The 15,147-nt window shown below is 39.0% G+C and carries 16 protein-coding genes; 5 read left to right on the top strand and 11 right to left on the bottom strand.

Annotated features, from left to right (window positions below):
• Window positions 1-168 precede the first annotated feature (168 nt).
• Entirely contained in the window at window positions 169-1,083 is a 915-nt protein-coding gene (gene murB, locus HMPREF1210_RS15785; protein ID WP_016429702.1) for a UDP-N-acetylmuramate dehydrogenase, read from the bottom strand.
• A 74-nt stretch (window positions 1,084-1,157) separates the two neighbouring features.
• Entirely contained in the window at window positions 1,158-1,466 is a 309-nt protein-coding gene (locus HMPREF1210_RS15780; RefSeq protein ID WP_016429701.1) for a helix-turn-helix domain-containing protein, read from the bottom strand.
• 247 nt (window positions 1,467-1,713) lie between these two features.
• On the opposite strand from HMPREF1210_RS15780, the gene HMPREF1210_RS15775 reads away from it, so the two are divergent.
• Entirely contained in the window at window positions 1,714-2,235 is a 522-nt protein-coding gene (locus HMPREF1210_RS15775) for a YceI family protein (protein ID WP_016429700.1), read from the top strand.
• A gap of 167 nt (window positions 2,236-2,402) precedes the next feature.
• Here HMPREF1210_RS15775 and HMPREF1210_RS15770 read toward each other — a convergent pair whose 3' ends face one another.
• Together HMPREF1210_RS15770 and HMPREF1210_RS15760 are read right to left on the bottom strand one after the other, a co-directional pair.
• On the bottom strand, window positions 2,403-4,565 hold the full coding sequence (locus tag HMPREF1210_RS15770) for an EAL domain-containing protein (protein WP_016429699.1): 2,163 nt from the start codon (window positions 4,563-4,565) through the stop codon (window positions 2,403-2,405).
• Window positions 4,566-5,063: 498 nt separating this feature from the next.
• Window positions 5,064-6,086, bottom strand: a complete 1,023-nt coding sequence (locus HMPREF1210_RS15760; protein ID WP_016429697.1) for a S66 peptidase family protein — start codon at window positions 6,084-6,086, stop codon at window positions 5,064-5,066.
• Between the two features lie 76 nt (window positions 6,087-6,162).
• Between HMPREF1210_RS15760 and HMPREF1210_RS15755 the strand changes: the two genes are divergently transcribed.
• Window positions 6,163-6,633, top strand: coding sequence for a DUF2500 domain-containing protein (locus HMPREF1210_RS15755; RefSeq protein ID WP_016429696.1), 471 nt, complete (start codon window positions 6,163-6,165; stop codon window positions 6,631-6,633).
• On the opposite strand, the gene HMPREF1210_RS15750 is transcribed toward HMPREF1210_RS15755, so the two are convergent.
• A complete protein-coding gene (locus HMPREF1210_RS15750; protein ID WP_016429695.1) occupies window positions 6,569-7,204 on the bottom strand; it encodes an FMN-dependent NADH-azoreductase in 636 nt (211 codons plus the stop codon). The genes HMPREF1210_RS15755 and HMPREF1210_RS15750 overlap by 65 nt on opposite strands.
• A 120-nt stretch (window positions 7,205-7,324) precedes the next feature.
• Entirely contained in the window at window positions 7,325-8,032 is a 708-nt protein-coding gene (locus tag HMPREF1210_RS15745; protein ID WP_016429694.1) for a DsbA family protein, read from the bottom strand.
• A 126-nt stretch (window positions 8,033-8,158) separates the two neighbouring features.
• On the opposite strand from HMPREF1210_RS15745, the gene HMPREF1210_RS15740 reads away from it, so the two are divergent.
• Complete coding sequence (locus HMPREF1210_RS15740) at window positions 8,159-8,947, top strand: AAA family ATPase (RefSeq protein ID WP_016429693.1); 789 nt, start codon at window positions 8,159-8,161, stop codon at window positions 8,945-8,947.
• Window positions 8,948-9,074: 127 nt separating this feature from the next.
• Here HMPREF1210_RS15740 and HMPREF1210_RS15735 read toward each other — a convergent pair whose 3' ends face one another.
• Together HMPREF1210_RS15735 and HMPREF1210_RS15730 are read right to left on the bottom strand one after the other, a co-directional pair.
• Entirely contained in the window at window positions 9,075-10,004 is a 930-nt protein-coding gene (locus tag HMPREF1210_RS15735; RefSeq protein WP_016429692.1) for a manganese-dependent inorganic pyrophosphatase, read from the bottom strand.
• Between the two features lie 47 nt (window positions 10,005-10,051).
• Window positions 10,052-10,489, bottom strand: coding sequence for an Rrf2 family transcriptional regulator (locus HMPREF1210_RS15730; RefSeq protein ID WP_016429691.1), 438 nt, complete (start codon window positions 10,487-10,489; stop codon window positions 10,052-10,054).
• A gap of 156 nt (window positions 10,490-10,645) precedes the next feature.
• Here HMPREF1210_RS15730 and hmpA point away from each other — a divergent pair, with 156 nt between their 5' ends.
• On the top strand, window positions 10,646-11,830 hold the full coding sequence (hmpA, locus tag HMPREF1210_RS15725) for an NO-inducible flavohemoprotein (RefSeq protein ID WP_016429690.1): 1,185 nt from the start codon (window positions 10,646-10,648) through the stop codon (window positions 11,828-11,830).
• 169 nt (window positions 11,831-11,999) lie between these two features.
• Here hmpA and HMPREF1210_RS15720 read toward each other — a convergent pair whose 3' ends face one another.
• Complete coding sequence (locus HMPREF1210_RS15720; RefSeq protein WP_016429689.1) at window positions 12,000-12,800, bottom strand: alpha/beta fold hydrolase; 801 nt, start codon at window positions 12,798-12,800, stop codon at window positions 12,000-12,002.
• Between the two features lie 78 nt (window positions 12,801-12,878).
• On the bottom strand, window positions 12,879-13,670 hold the full coding sequence (locus HMPREF1210_RS15715) for a GNAT family N-acetyltransferase (RefSeq protein ID WP_016429688.1): 792 nt from the start codon (window positions 13,668-13,670) through the stop codon (window positions 12,879-12,881).
• A 211-nt stretch (window positions 13,671-13,881) separates the two neighbouring features.
• On the opposite strand from HMPREF1210_RS15715, the gene HMPREF1210_RS15710 reads away from it, so the two are divergent.
• Window positions 13,882-14,682 (top strand): GNAT family N-acetyltransferase, encoded by an 801-nt coding sequence (locus tag HMPREF1210_RS15710; protein ID WP_016429687.1) that lies wholly within the window; start codon window positions 13,882-13,884, stop codon window positions 14,680-14,682.
• A gap of 39 nt (window positions 14,683-14,721) precedes the next feature.
• Here HMPREF1210_RS15710 and arsC read toward each other — a convergent pair whose 3' ends face one another.
• Window positions 14,722-15,141 (bottom strand): arsenate reductase (thioredoxin), encoded by a 420-nt coding sequence (gene arsC / locus HMPREF1210_RS15705; RefSeq protein ID WP_016429686.1) that lies wholly within the window; start codon window positions 15,139-15,141, stop codon window positions 14,722-14,724.
• Window positions 15,142-15,147: the final 6 nt, after the last annotated feature.

The raw sequence follows: 15,147 nt of genomic DNA, 5'->3' as shown, positions 1-15,147 counted from the left end.
TATTTAGATTAATACCAAAAAAGTCCTTCCAAATAAAAAACAAGTGGACATGACCTGTCACAGTCCATTCCACTTGTATTATTTCAATAATTCTTCGCACAGGTTGTCTCTTTAGTTTAACGGAATGAAAGAAGCCTCTAATCCCAATGGAATTAGAGGCTTCTTCATTTATTCATTTTCGCCTACAATTTTCACTTCAAGATCTAATTCAATACCGAATTGTTCTTTTACTTTCTCTTTGACCATTTCAATTGTTTGGATATAGTCAGTAGCAGTGGCATTGTTTTTATTTACAATAAAGCCTGCATGTTTCGTCGACACTTCAGCTCCACCAAATCCTTTGCCTTGCAACTCGCAATCCTGAATAAGTTTCCCAGCGAAATAACCTGGAGGACGTTTAAACACACTTCCTGCTGAAGGATATTCCAAAGGTTGTTTAGATTCACGTAAATGTGTCAAATCCGCTATTTTCGCATCAATGGTCAGTTGATCTCCACTAACTAAGTCAAATTCTGCAGATAATACATAATAGCCTTTTTTCGTAATCACACTCATGCGATAATCCAACTCAAGCTCATCTTTCGATAAGACCAGCTTTTCCCCTTCATGAGTCAATACAGTACACTGGAAAATAACATCTTTTATCTCTCCACCGTATGCGCCCGCATTCATGGCCATTGCACCACCGACTGAACCTGGGATACCACACGCAAATTCGAGACCTGATAAGGTTTCTTTTGCTGCAGCTTTAGATACATCAATGATATCAGCACCGCTTTGAGCATATACACGCGTACCATCAATTTTTATTTCATTTAACTTAGACAAATTCAAGACAATTCCACGTACTCCACCATCTCGGACCACCATATTGGATCCATTCCCTAGCAAAAGCATGGGTATCTGTTGTTGATGGGAATATGACACAACAAAAATTGCTTCTTCTTCGGTAGTCGGAGATACAAATAAATCGGCCCGGCCACCCATTTTTGTCATCGTGTGCAAGTAAAGTGGTTCATCTATTTTTACACATTCGTGTGAAATTTTTTCTGTTAAATCGTCAAACCAACGCTGTTTAGTCATGAAAAGCCAAATCCTTTCCCTTAACTCTTTCCATTACATAGTATGCGTATTGGCGATCTATTTGACAAGTAATTTTAAGATAACCATACTTTTGACCACTGTTCGATGTTGGCAATTGCATCTTTCAGCCCTTTTCCTTTATCTGTCAAAGAATATTCAACTTTCACAGGTACTTCGGCAAAAACATGTCTTTTAACTAATCCTTCTTTTTCAAGTTCTTTCAAGCGTTCGGAAAGAAGACGTCCGCTAACCGGCAAAGCTGATTCAATTTCGTTGAATCGCTGAGGACCTTCTAATAATTGATATAAAATCAAGCCAGTCCATCTTTTCCCGATAAGTTCCATCGCTTTTGATAAACGTGGGCATAATGTAGTTTCTTTCATTGAAATCACCTCTATAGTTAGTCATTATAACGTAAATAAAAACCCACGTAAACCATTCAGTAATTTAATTACCTTTTAATAGCAGGTTACTTTTAACAACTTACTTTTAGATATATATATATTGTTGTTTATTAATAAAAAATAATTATCTTTAATTCGAGATATTTTAATTAAGAACTATTGACATCGAGATATCACCTGCATATAGTAGTTTATAGAAAATAAAAAACAACATGGAGGAATAAAAATGAAAAATTGGAATGTCGACGCAACTCACTCAAGTATTGGATTTTCTGTAAAACATATGATGGTATCAAAAGTACGTGGAAATTTCGGTGATTTCGGTGCAACTGTAGTAGCGAATGAAGCAGATTTAACTAATGCAAATATTGCCTTCAATATCAATGTGGCAAGTATTAATACAGGTAACGAAGATCGTGACAATCACCTTCGTTCAGGTGATTTTTTCAATGCTGAAGAGTTTCCGGAAATCAAATTTGTGGCTAACAACATCTCGAAAAATGGCGACGAATATGAAATTGCTGGAGATTTAACGATTAAAGACATCACGAAACCGGTTGTCTTTGAAGCTGAATACGAGGGTAAAGGCACAAACCCATGGGGCCAAGAAGTAGTTGGATTCACAGCTGAAACGAAAATCAACCGTGAAGATTTTGGTTTGACATGGAACCAAGCGCTTGAAACTGGCGGTGTATTAGTAGGAAAAGACATTAAAATCACTGTAGAACTTGAAGCAAATCCTGCTTAATTGAAGATGAAAAGCGCCACTCTAACTCGACGCCGGCTCTGGAAGGTTGATTTGAAAGCCTTCTTTGTGCGAGTTTGCGCTTGGAACTAGACATGAGATAACGTAGAAAAATTCTAATTCAAAAGAATGCAAAAGGAACTTCTCTTCATTCGAGAGAAGTTCCTTTTTTAATGCAGCCATGTTTGTTTTCGCAGTTCAATTGCAAGCTCCGCCACTACGGCTTGGCTGATTAGAAAACCTTGGATTTTTTGAGCACCCATATTTTTCAATAAATCGAGCTGTTCGAGTGTTTCTACACCCTCCATAACGGTAGTCATCCCAAGATTTCGAGCGATGTCCAAAATCCCTTGTAAAATCACCAGTGATTTGTCTTCTTCTAGTTCCATTTTCACGATAAAGGATCGGTCTACTTTTAGTTGTTGGATAGGTAAGATTTTTAATATTGATAAAGAAGAATAGCCGGTTCCAAAATCATCCAGTGCTGTTTTGACACCTAAATTGTTTAACTCGGTCAAAATTTGATTGGCTAGTTCACTATTTTGTACTGCCACGGTTTCCGTAATTTCAAAAATTAATCGCTGTGCAGATATGTTAGCTTCGTGAATAATGGATTTTACATCATGTAAAAAATCGGGATGCATCATTTGCCTGACGGAGATATTGACAGCCACTTGAAAATCTTCGTGTCCTTCCGCTTCCCAACGATTCAGTTGTGCCGTCACTTGGCGCAAAATCCATTTTCCAACAGGAATAATCAAATCGCTTTCTTCCAATAAAGGAATGAATTCCACAGGGGACACTTGTCCAATAGTTGGAGACTTCCACCTCAACAAAGCTTCATAGCTCGTTATGTTTTTCGTAGATAAATCATAAACCGGCTGATAGACCATGAAAAATTCATTGTTGGCTAACGCATGAACCACATTGTTAGCAATCAAACGAACACGCTCATTTTGATTGGCAAGTTCCTGAGAGAAGAAGACAAAACGGTTTCCGCCTTGTTTTTTTGCTTCTTGTACGGCAAATGTTGCATCTTGCATCATTAGATCTGGCCAGTCACCTAATTGAGACTTACGAATCCCGACACTGAATGTTACCCACATACTTTCCGTTGAAGATAATTCGATGGGCACTTCCATTAATTTTACTAGTTCAAGTCCCCTGGTTCGTAATTCTTCTTCCGAATGAGCGGGTACAAGCAGAACAAATTCGTCTCCGCCAACTCTGTACAACTCATTCTTGCCGGCAAATGCCTGGATTTTTCGACTTGTCTCAAATAGCACTCTATCACCCAACTGATAGCCATTTCGTTCATTTATATCTTTAAATCGATCTAAATTGATAAAGTACAAGGTGAACCTTTTAAAATTCTGTGGGTTCAATCCTTTTTTTAAACGTTCTTCTAACACTACCCGATTTGGCAAATTCGTTAATAAATCACGTTTCAACATGTTTTCTTCACGTTGTTCATTACGTTTCAAATAATAGAGAATGCTACAAAGAAAGATAATTGCTAATACTACAATCATCGTATTACGCCAAAAAATGGAGGAAATTTGCTGAACAGTCTTCTCTTTATAGGAGTCAACTACAAATGTCCAACCGCCACTAGTATGCTGATACATAACATAATGTGCTTTATTCTCGTCTATTATGATGGTCCCTTGACCCATTGCGTTGATTTGGGACAGGACTTGAGATCCATTAGGTACAGCTGTTTCAAAATCATGATTGGAATTAGAGAAAATCACTTGATTCTCTCTAAATAAATATAATGTCCCCGGTAAGTTTGAATCTGATGCGATCGCACCAACTAGATTGCCCATATTGAATACTCCAGAGAGTACGCCAATGATATTGCCGTCTTGGAATACAGGAATTCGGACTGCACTTACCAACTGTGTGGAATCTTGATAGTAAGGAAATAATTCACTAAAGACCAGCTCCCCCTGCAAAGCACGATCAAAAGATTCTTGTTGATTCACTTTAAAACGAGAACCATCTCCCGCCAACACTTCCCCTTCAGGAGTTATGAAACCTAGTGAAGAAAAAAACGGCATTTTTTCACGCTGATTCTTCAGAAACTGAACGATGTCTTCTTCTGTTTTAAGTAACGCTATGTAATCAGCTATCAACTCAAGCTCGGCTACACGTTCATTTGAGAACTTATTTGTTTCATCTGTAAAGTTATCAAGTAATAAACGATTTTCTTTTTTTACAGTTTCTTGGACAAATTCTTTTGAAGATTTATAATTAAAAATAGTTAAGGTAACAACTGTCAATAAAATGATAACCAACAAAAAATAAGCTTGTACTTGTCTATTTGACACATTGTCACCTCCCATATCTATCCCAATCCATTAGTTTTCCAAATGTTGTATATAAATTCCAAATGTATGCAATATTCATCTCCTATATTATTGTCGATTAATGTCGGAAGATAGTCAATGTTTCTCTGATAGATTAGTATTAAAATTGGGTATTACTAACTAATTTTAATGATACGAAGGGACGACATACACTTTGAAGATTGAAAGTTCATCATCCACACAATTTTTCCAATTGATTCGTTCACTCAAATGGCCTATAGGCATAACTATTTTCGCGGTTATTTTGGCCTTGGCTGAAACGATAACCGGATTAGTCATTCCCTTAGTTACAAAAAACTTAGTCGACTCTCTTACTACAGCTATTTTCGATTGGCGTTTAATTACCTTGTTATTTGTTGTCTTTATTCTGCAAGCTATTGCCGGTGGAGTTTCATACTAGGCCAAGGATTATCATAAGAAAAGCTGTTCTTCTCTATTTCAGGGAAGAACAGCTTTTTGTTATTTTTTCAATGTCATGGTCACTTCACCTTTACCGTCTGAAGCTTTAATCACTGCATACGCTCCATTGACGAAAGTCATCTGCGGCGGCACATGACCGATATCAGCATTATAGATAATAGGTAAGTTTGTCGATTCTGCCAACCTTTCCATTGCATCAAGCGTGGTGAATCCCCCAACCTCTTGACCTGCTGGTGTGCGTCCAAAAACGATTCCGGATGCATAATCAAACCAACCCGTTTGCTGCATTTGCACTAGCGTACGGTGGAAATCTGTTGCGGACATATCACAGTTCTCAAGGAACCACACGATTGGTTCATTTGCCAAGTATGTTTGCTGGAACGTTTTCACGTCTCCGTAAGGTGTACCGATTAAATGGCGAATGGTATCCATGCAACCACCGAGAAGGCGGCCTTTCATTTCTACCGGCCGATTGTAAACTGTTTCCCACTTCGTCTCAGTATCAAGATTAAAAACGTACGGTTTTGGTTGTCTATCATGAGACCATTCAGATTGATAGTTGAGAGAAGAAGCTTGATGGATGATTGCTCCTTCTTCAGCAGACAGGACATCCAAAAATCTACTCGTAGTTGGATCCCATTCGTCACTTCTCACGTCTACGAAGTTCGTTCCGTGTGCGGTTGCAATACCCGTTTTCAATGTCAATGCGAACAACAGAGTACTTGTATCCGAATAGCCAAGAATCCATTTTGATTGTGCTTGCTCCCACTCAATAAGCGGCAAAATCTCCTGTAGGATTTCCCCTCCCCATGGAGGGATAATTGCGTGGATATCTTTGTTTTGAAGCATCGCATTCAGTTCTTTTGCTCGCTTTTCTTTCGTGGCTGAAGCGGCTTTATGCTGTGTCCACACCGTTTCCCCAATTTCTATGTTAAATCCTCGATTTTCAAACTGTTTCTGGCTCTGATGAATCAAGTGGTGAAGTTCTTCTTCTACACCGGAGGAAGGAGCAGTGAATCCTATAGTCTGTCTTGGTTGAAGAGCATTTGGATAGCAAATCATTGTTGTCACCTTCTTTTTAATATTGAAACTATTTTACTCGTAATTCGTATCATTTACTACAGGGGGTTTGTAAATTATGGATTTATTTATGTTTTCTGGACTCGGAACAGGCATTTTCTTTACGTTTTTCATTCTCATTTTCACTTTAGTAATCGGGACTTTTATTTTTGTCATAATCAAAGGAATATCTCAATGGTCGAAAAACAATCAATCACCGGTATTGACCGTACCGGCTGAAGTCGTAACGAAACGCACTAAAACTTCCGGCGGTCATGGAGATTCGTCTGCAAGCACGTGGTATTACGTGACGTTCCAAGTACAAAGTGGAGATCGAATGGAACTGGGCGTCGATGGCTCCCAGTTTGGGTTACTAGCCGAAGAAGACTTGGGGATGCTCACTTTTCAAGGATCGCGGTTTAAAGGGTTTGAGCGAAAGAAAAAAGAAGAGGATTGGACACAATGTGCCCAATCCTTTTTGCATTTTAAACTGTTACTTTCGCCAAACGTGATGCCACAGCTTTCACTTCAGACATTCCATCTGCAATAATTTGTTCTGCACGGTCTGGATATTGATTGTGCCCTTCAATAATGACTTCTTCAATATTAGTAATACCGAAGAAATTCATGATCATACGCACATAGTTGACGCTCATTTCAGATGGTGCCATTTCCGGTGTCGAGTAAACACCACCACGTGCATTTAAAATAATGACTTTTTTATCCGGTACTAAACCAACTGGTCCATTTTCATTATAGCTGAATGTTACACCCGCACGGTAAATGTAATCAATGAACGTTTGTAAAGGAGCTGGAATCGTTTTATTCCATAGTGGGAATGCGAATACCACAACATCCGCCTCCAAGAAAGCATCCATTGCTTTATTTGCTGCAGTCAAAATACGTTGTTCAAGATCGTTCAACGGTTCAGCTTGAGCTGATTTTGCCATCGCATCAAAGAAATCCTGACCGAAATAAGGCATATCTTCCTTAAATACATCAAATGTGTTGATGTTCAATTCTTTTGCATTAGTCACTTCATTTAAAAATATATCGTGCATTTTACTTGAAACGCCTTCTGTAGAAGGACGGTTATTTGCTTTTACTACTAAAACATTCATATGGAAGATCTCCTTTTTATTAGAAAGTTATATATCTTAAAATTATTTATCTTTAATTCGAGATATGATGCAATTTTAAAGGAGAGCATTAGAGAAGTCAAAAACTCTGCTCTCCATTTTTCAGATTTCACAATTATCATCTTTGCATATGCCCACATTGTCTTGTCCCAATTGTTGAAGCTTGGTAGAAATACCTTCTTCTTCTGCTACTTTTCTTAACGCTTCGGCAAATGCTTCAGTAGGTTGAGCTCCGGAAATTGCATATTTTCGGTTGATGACGAAAAACGGCACGCCTTGCACACCAAGGGACATACCTTCCTGGATATCTTGATTCACTTCAGCCTCGTATGCATTCGAGGATAATATTTCAGCAGCTTGCTTACGATCTAAGCCGATCTCCTCTGCTAAATTTAACAGTACTTCATGTCGGCCGATTTCTTGTGCTTCAATGAAGTATGCTTTAAGCAAACGTTCGCTTACTTCAGCCGGTTTGCCTTGTGCCTCCGCCCATTTCGCCAACCGATGAGCATCGAACGTATTGGCTTCATTAATACGATCAAAATCATATGTCAAGCCTACCGTTTGTGCTTGTTGACTAACCGAAGCTGTCATTCGTTTCGCCGCTTCAGGAGTCGTCTGATACTTCTCGGCAAGCATTTCATATGTCGACTTGTCCGAAATCGCTGGCGAATTTGGATCCAGTTCATACGCTTTGAATTGAACATCGATATTGTGAGCCAACCCGGTAGTAGCGATTGCTTCTTCCATCCGACGCTTTCCTATATAACAGAATGGACATACATAGTCCGACCATACTTCAATTTTCATTCCATTCACCTCATGGTTATTGTAGTGCGTTTGGATAGGCACTGCAATTTTTCTGCTCGCCCGAACTTATGGTGCGGTTCTTTTTGTTAATGTGCTAAAGTGTTTCTTAAAGGAGTGTTTTTGACCATGATTTTACGGGAAATTGTTCGAAAACGTCGTACGGTACAAGATCAATACCCATTCAATCTTCCTCTTATCGAGGAATTTGAATCACTCAAGTTCACCCATCCCGTTACCATACTTGCAGGTGATAACGGCTCCGGGAAAACAACGTTGCTTGAGGGTATTGCTGCAGCAAGTGATAGCATCTTGATTAGCGGTGAATATATGGAGCAAGATAAGTCGTTTTCACACGCTTATGAACTGGCTGATGAGCTCAAATTGATTTGGTCCGTAAGAACCCGCAATGGTTTTTTCTTCAGGGCATCCGATTTCATTACGTATACAAGAGAGCTCGCCAATATGCGGGAAGAAGCGCGAATTGCCATCCAAGAAATTAAAAAACGGAATCCTCATAGCCTTGAAGTATTGCCCTACGCACGTACATATTCTGAGCTTCGCCACTTATATGGTCAGGGTCTGGATAAAAGGTCGCACGGAGAAAGTTTTCTTGATTTGTTCCAAGCAAGATTCAAACCTAATGGCTTGTATATTTTGGATGAGCCTGAAGCACCTTTATCGCCAAATAAACAACTTACATTCCTTGCCTTATTACATGACATGGTGAAAGATGGTGCCCAGTTCCTTATTTCCACACATTCTCCAATTGTCATGGCGTATCCAGGGGCCACAATACTCGAAATTAACGAAAATGAACTGACACCCACAACTTTTAATGAAGTGGAGCATGTTCGTTTGACAGCAGATTTCCTGAAAGAACCGAATCGATATTTACGTCATCTTCTGGAACTTTAGTATGACTACAGAGTCAACACAAGGATAGTTTTCTGACGTTCTTGTCCAAGAGTCATACTGAGCAACCATTTATCTTTCTCGCAATTTAAAAGCCGATTCCCTTAAGGAATCGGCTTTTATACTTTTCTTATTCACTTAATGCTTCTGTTAATACAGGAACAACTTGTTTTTTACGTGATACAACACCTTTTAATAAAGCAACGTTATTGATGAAGGGAACGCCGAAAGCTTTTTCTGCTTTTTCAGCTTGGGCGCCTAAAGCCAAGGCAACTGAATCGTTGTTTAAAATATCTGTGACAACGAAGAAGAACAAGTTAAGTTCTTTTTCAGCAATTTTACGGTAAATTAAATCTTCCAATTCTGCTTGGCGGCTCATTACATCATTGACATCAACTGCATTTACTTGTGCGATTTCTACTTTGTATTTACCCATCCCGAATTCTTTTGCATCGAGTGTAAGTAAATCTTCAAGTGTCTTGTCGCTTAAATCTGCTCCAGCCTTCAACATCGCCAAACCGTACTCTTCTGAATTTACGCCTGCAAGTACTTCAAGTTCTTTTGCTGCCGCAATATCTTGAACGGTACAGGTTGGTGATTTAAATAGCAATGAATCTGAAATGATTGCCGATAGCATCATGCCCGCAATGTTTGGTGGAATTTCCACACCATTTTCTTTAAACAGTTTATTTAAAATCGTAGCTGTACATCCTACCGGCTCTGCACGGAAATACAATGGGTCTGCTGTTTCAAAGTTCGCAATACGGTGATGATCAATAACTTCGATTACTTGAACGTCATCAATATCATCTACACTTTGTTGTTTTTCGTTATGATCGACTAAAATGACTTGTTTTACATCTGGTGATGCTTTCTCAATTAAAAGTGGTGCTTCAAAACCAAATTTGTCCAAAGCAAATGCAGTTTCATTTTGTACATCGCCAAGACGGACCGCTACTGCGTCCATGCCTAATTCACGCTTCAAATGAGCGTAAACGATCGCCGAGCAAATTGAATCTGTATCTGGGTTTTTATGTCCTAGTACATATACCTTTTCCATGTGTATCCTCCAATAATTCAAACTTCACGTTTTTTATTTTATCATACCTATTTCGTAAACAAAATGGCTCCAATCTCTTCTTTATTGACTAGTAAATCTTGCAAGGTGTAGCCATCCAAAACAGCTAGGTACGCCACCATTGCTTCACGCAATACTCTTCTCAATTTGCAAACGGGGGTGATGATACATTGGTTTGTTGCACAGTTGAAACATTCTACTAAATAAAAATCGTCTTCTGTTTTTCTTACGACTTTTCCAATATTTATGGATTCAGGATGGAGAGCCAGACGTATTCCGCCTCCCCGCCCCCGGATTGTTTCTATATATCCGTGTTTTCCTAACTCATATGTGACTTTCATTAAATGATTTTTTGATATTCCATAGGCAGTTGAAATTTCCTGTATGGTCGATAGTTCCGATTTTCCTTTCGCCCCCACATACATCAAGACGCGGAGGGAAAAATCGGTATACATTGTCATTCGCATTATTTCACCGCTCTTTCTTCCTACATCATTATAGCTATTATGTCTTTTCCGTGAAAGAAATGTGTCTGAAATATTAAAGATGTATTTTATATATTGCTTTAAGAAACCGGCAGGCGTATGGTGAAAGTATCAAATGATGAAGGGTAGGAAACAAACATGTTATCTTCTCAAACAATCGCTATCGTAAAATCAACTGTCCCAGTTCTAGCTGAGCACGGCCAGAATATTACCACTGTTTTTTACAAAAATTTATTCTCTGCACATCCAGAGTTGCTGAACATATTTAATCATGCCAATCAAAAACAAGGACGCCAACAAACGGCTCTTGCCAATACTGTTTATGCAGCGGCACAACATATCGACAATTTAGCTATCCTTCTTCCGGCAGTCAAACAAATTGCACATAAACACCGTTCACTAGGTGTAAAAGCGGAACACTATCCGATTGTAGGAGCACATCTATTAGGTGCAATTAAAGAAGTGTTGGGTGATGCAGCGACTGACGACATCATTAATGCTTGGGGAGAAGCTTACGGCGTTATTGCAGATGTATTCATTCAAGTCGAAAATGAAATGTATGTAGAAGCGGCTACACAATCCAATGGTTGGAATGAGTTCAAAGATTTTGTCATCGTAGATAAAATAAAAGAAAGCGATATTATTACTTCCTTCTATTTAAAACCGGCTGACGGTTCAGCTGTCACTACGTACCAACCTGGTCAATACATTACGGTGCGTTTATCCATTCCGGGTGAAACATATATGTTTAATCGTCAATACAGTCTGTCACAAGCACCAGGGAATGAAACATTCCGTATTTCCGTGAAAAAGGAAAGTGAAATGGATCCAAATGGTAAAGTATCTTGTTACCTGCACAACACTGTTGAAATCGGAGATCAAATTGAAGTAAGTGCACCGGCGGGAGATTTCTATTTAAACGTCGATAGCTCACAACCGGTCACTTTAATCAGTGGTGGAGTAGGCATTACGCCAATGATGAGTATGTTGCAGACAATTTCACAAAACTCACCAAGTCGTCCTGTTTCTTTCCTACATGGAGCGAGAAATATGTCATTACATGCATTTAAAAAGGAAGTTCATACATTACTATCCGTTATGGAAGATACGACTTATGTCACACAGTATTCCGATAATAATCAACTCATCACAAAAGAGTTCTTAGCGGAAAATGTACTTGCAAAAAGTGATATTTACGTTTGCGGTCCAGTACCATTCATGAAAGCAGTCGTGAATAGCCTTTATGAGTTAGGCTTCTCTGAAGAAAATGTACACTTCGAATTTTTCGGGCCGGCAGTTACTCTGGAACCAGCTCACGCATAAAACAAAAGGCTATGTTTAACTTTTACTGTTGATGTTAATAAAAGAAGGAATCTGTGCCCTTTCCGCGGACGCCCCACAAGAATGTGGTTTTCATACTTGTTGGCTCATGCGGAACGTGCGGCAAGAGCAAATGTACGCTCATATACCGTTTAACAAAAAAACAAAGCTATCACCCAACTGCGGTGATAGCTTTGTTTTTTTGTATAGCAGAAATGAAATCAATCGACAATTCATTGAATCTTTCCGGTTGATCTATATTGCAAACATGACCAGAATCTTTAATCTTAATTAGTTTAAATTCCTCATTACGTCTCACCAATTCTTCAACCGGCGGCATAAACAAGTAATCTTCTTCCCCCATTAAAAATAGAGTCGGAATGGCATTCGTTTTCATTTGAAGCCTTGTTAAATAGGGATTGATCAGCTTGGTTAACGAAAACCATTTGATAAACTCTTTTTGACACATCTTTTTTGCTTGGTTAACGAAAACGAGTCGGGATTCTTCATGTCTTTTCTTTGGCATGATAATCCATGCGAACAATTTATACAACAGCATATATGGGATGAAGCGCTTCGTCACACGCCCGGTCCAAAGTAAAAGCTTAGTTCGGATATCCAGGCGGATAACGGCCCCTCCCAAAATCAGCGATGAGATTCTCTCAGGGAAACGTTCAGCCATCGTTTGGGCAACGATTGTCCCAAGTGACATGCCAATCACGTGTGTTTGTTCAATATTCAATTCATCAAGAACATCTTTCACTTCTTCGGCAATGTGAGCAAAAGAATCGCCTTTTTTCCAACGGCCGCGATCTGATTTACCATGACCCCTAAGATCAATTAATAAGACGTTGTGTTCTTTTCTGAAATCCCGTATTTGTTTATACCATATGGAAGAACTTCCTCCTGCGCCGTGAACAAATGACACCCACGGTGCATCAGAAGAAACGATGTATGTTTTATAGTGAAGCACTGCATTCAAACTCCTCTAGCAATCTCTTTCCTCTATTAAACCATCGTACACTTCTCCCATTCAACAGATTCGTGTATTTTAATATGTCCACATGCACCATTTTCCGATATCAACGAAGCCAATTCGCTTATAGATTGCACCTGCAGCAGGGTTGTCATAAAACAGACACAACATTTTATTTTCTTCTAGCAGCTCTCTACAAAGCTTGGACATACAGTAAGTTGCGAGCCCTTTCTTCTGATAGAGAGGCAATGTCCCTACCCCTACTATCATGGCAGACTGACTATTTTCAGCTGTACTTGAAGCTGAACTTACAATGACTCCATTATTTTTGATTAAGTATGCACGGGCCAGACCTTTTTCCAGTGATTCTCGTTTATTCTCAACGCTGTAATTGCCTTCTGAAAACTCTGGAATTGCTTTCATTTGCGCGATGATTGCACGGGCATCATCCGCTTGAGCTTTTTCCAAGTTGATGTCAGCAGGAATTGCAGGCAGGTGTTCTACAGTCTCACATTTTGCATAATAGAGAACGCGAGGTTTTTTAGGTTGAGTTTTTATGTAAGGCGCTAATTGATTCACCATTTCTTCAATTCCCGATAAATAGCTGAAGGATAAATCTTTATTAATAATATTGGCAAATCCTTCTGCATCGAAAGCAGCTGGTGCATACACAATAAAGTTTTGATCGTATTTTAATAAAACGCCTCTTAGATCCCCTTTTTCATTAAAGTCACCCCAAAGCGTCTGGATGTTTGAATGGAATCCATGCCCTTCAATATCCCCAATAATAAAAACATTCTCTGCAGGTTTTTGCCCTACGAAATCCATCGTTATTTGACGATCGGCTTCAATCAATTTTCTAATCATTTATATCATTCACTCCTTAGGACTTTAGATACTGTTGTAAAAAAGGAATATTATAAATTTCAATATTTTTTTACATTTTATAGGCGATAATTTCTTTTTTTAGTGATATAGTATGAATATAGTATGAATTTAGTAGTGATTACATTAGATAAAAGTGATATTATTATACTAATCTAAACACATTTCTTTTGATACAGAAAAGAGGTCAATAATGGTAAAGAAACTGGAGAAGAAGTATATTCCACTAGCAACTTTTTTTGAAGAAGCTAATCAAAATGAAGTCACCCTTACATATACAGCAATCGAAAATATTGTCGGTCAACAATTGCCAAACGCAGCTTATTTAAATAGTAGCTGGTGGAAAAAGACGAAACCTCCTGCATCTCATTTCTTGGCGTGGATTGACTCAGATTATACAGTAAAACGCATTGACTTAGGTAGAGCCGTAACTTTTGTTAAAATAACCGAAGCATTCGATTACGATCCTTCTTCTTCAAATAAACCCGAAAATATTATGATTATACGTCCCGTAGACTTGGACGATGCACGTGCAATCATTCGTCTGTATCAAGATATTGATGCAGAATCGGATTTTATGTTATTTGGAAAAGATGAACGGAAAATGACCGTCCAGTCCATTCGCAAACGTATCGGTGAGTGGAAAAAATCCGCAAACTCCGGGATGTTTGTTGGCATTCTTAATGGCGAATTCGCTGGTTTCGTTGCATTGATTGCTGGTCCGGCACCCCGGGCGCATCATCGCGCTTCGCTAGTAATCGGTGTACGACAAGCGTATTATGGTCAAAATGTGGGGACATCATTAATGAAAAAAGCAGAGACTTGGGCACATGAAGTTGGGATAACCCGCTTGGAACTGACAGTCGTGGAGAAAAACGAACGTGCCATGGGACTATATAAAAAAATGGGTTATAGCATTGAAGGCAACCGTCCTAACTCATTACTCATTGATGGAAGTTACGTAAACGAGTTTTATATGGGTAAAAATTTTTAAAAGAGACATCGTGGAGGATCCCACGATGTCTCTTTTGGCTTATTTTCCTGTGTTAGAGAATTGTTTGATACGTGCTCCAATTTCGTCACGCACGCGTTGGAATACCGCCCATTTCTCATCTTCAGTTCCTTTAGCTCGGGCAGGATCATCAAAGCCCCAGTGCCAACGAGTCACATGAGGTGGCGTCATGGGACATTTGTCATTAGCGTCACCACATAGAGTAACCACGAAATCTGCTTTGTTCAAAAGTTTTGGGTCGATAACATCTGATGTTTGGTTGCGAACATCGATCCCGATTTCATCCATTGCTTTAATCGCATTCGGATTAAGACCGTGAGCTTCGATACCAGCAGAATAAACTTCAAACTTGTCACCTAAGTACATATGACCAAAAGCTTCTGCCATCTGTGAACGACATGAATTGCCTGTACATAAAAAGTAAAAAATTTTCTTTTCCATCAGTCT

Source organism: Paenisporosarcina sp. HGH0030, from assembly GCF_000411295.1.
Lineage (GTDB): Bacteria > Bacillota > Bacilli > Bacillales_A > Planococcaceae > Paenisporosarcina.
The sequence above is the reverse complement of the archived record's forward strand: the minus strand, read 5'-3'. Positions and strand labels throughout refer to the sequence as shown.

What these genes read in the sequence shown, in the direction of transcription:
- HMPREF1210_RS15775 (WP_016429700.1), top strand. Translation starts at nt 1,714, where the DNA reads ATGAAAAATTGGAATGTCGACGCAACTCACTCAAGTATTGGATTTTCT.
- HMPREF1210_RS15730 (WP_016429691.1), bottom strand. Translation starts at nt 10,489, where the DNA reads ATGCGAATGACAATGTATACCGATTTTTCCCTCCGCGTCTTGATGTAT.
- arsC (WP_016429686.1), bottom strand. Translation starts at nt 15,141, where the DNA reads ATGGAAAAGAAAATTTTTTACTTTTTATGTACAGGCAATTCATGTCGT.
- murB (WP_016429702.1), bottom strand. Translation starts at nt 1,083, where the DNA reads ATGACTAAACAGCGTTGGTTTGACGATTTAACAGAAAAAATTTCACAC.
- HMPREF1210_RS15740 (WP_016429693.1), top strand. Translation starts at nt 8,159, where the DNA reads ATGATTTTACGGGAAATTGTTCGAAAACGTCGTACGGTACAAGATCAA.
- HMPREF1210_RS15750 (WP_016429695.1), bottom strand. Translation starts at nt 7,204, where the DNA reads ATGAATGTTTTAGTAGTAAAAGCAAATAACCGTCCTTCTACAGAAGGC.
- HMPREF1210_RS15760 (WP_016429697.1), bottom strand. Translation starts at nt 6,086, where the DNA reads ATGATTTGCTATCCAAATGCTCTTCAACCAAGACAGACTATAGGATTC.
- HMPREF1210_RS15745 (WP_016429694.1), bottom strand. Translation starts at nt 8,032, where the DNA reads ATGAAAATTGAAGTATGGTCGGACTATGTATGTCCATTCTGTTATATA.
- hmpA (WP_016429690.1), top strand. Translation starts at nt 10,646, where the DNA reads ATGTTATCTTCTCAAACAATCGCTATCGTAAAATCAACTGTCCCAGTT.
- HMPREF1210_RS15755 (WP_016429696.1), top strand. Translation starts at nt 6,163, where the DNA reads ATGGATTTATTTATGTTTTCTGGACTCGGAACAGGCATTTTCTTTACG.
- HMPREF1210_RS15715 (WP_016429688.1), bottom strand. Translation starts at nt 13,670, where the DNA reads ATGATTAGAAAATTGATTGAAGCCGATCGTCAAATAACGATGGATTTC.
- HMPREF1210_RS15780 (WP_016429701.1), bottom strand. Translation starts at nt 1,466, where the DNA reads ATGAAAGAAACTACATTATGCCCACGTTTATCAAAAGCGATGGAACTT.
- HMPREF1210_RS15710 (WP_016429687.1), top strand. Translation starts at nt 13,882, where the DNA reads ATGGTAAAGAAACTGGAGAAGAAGTATATTCCACTAGCAACTTTTTTT.
- HMPREF1210_RS15735 (WP_016429692.1), bottom strand. Translation starts at nt 10,004, where the DNA reads ATGGAAAAGGTATATGTACTAGGACATAAAAACCCAGATACAGATTCA.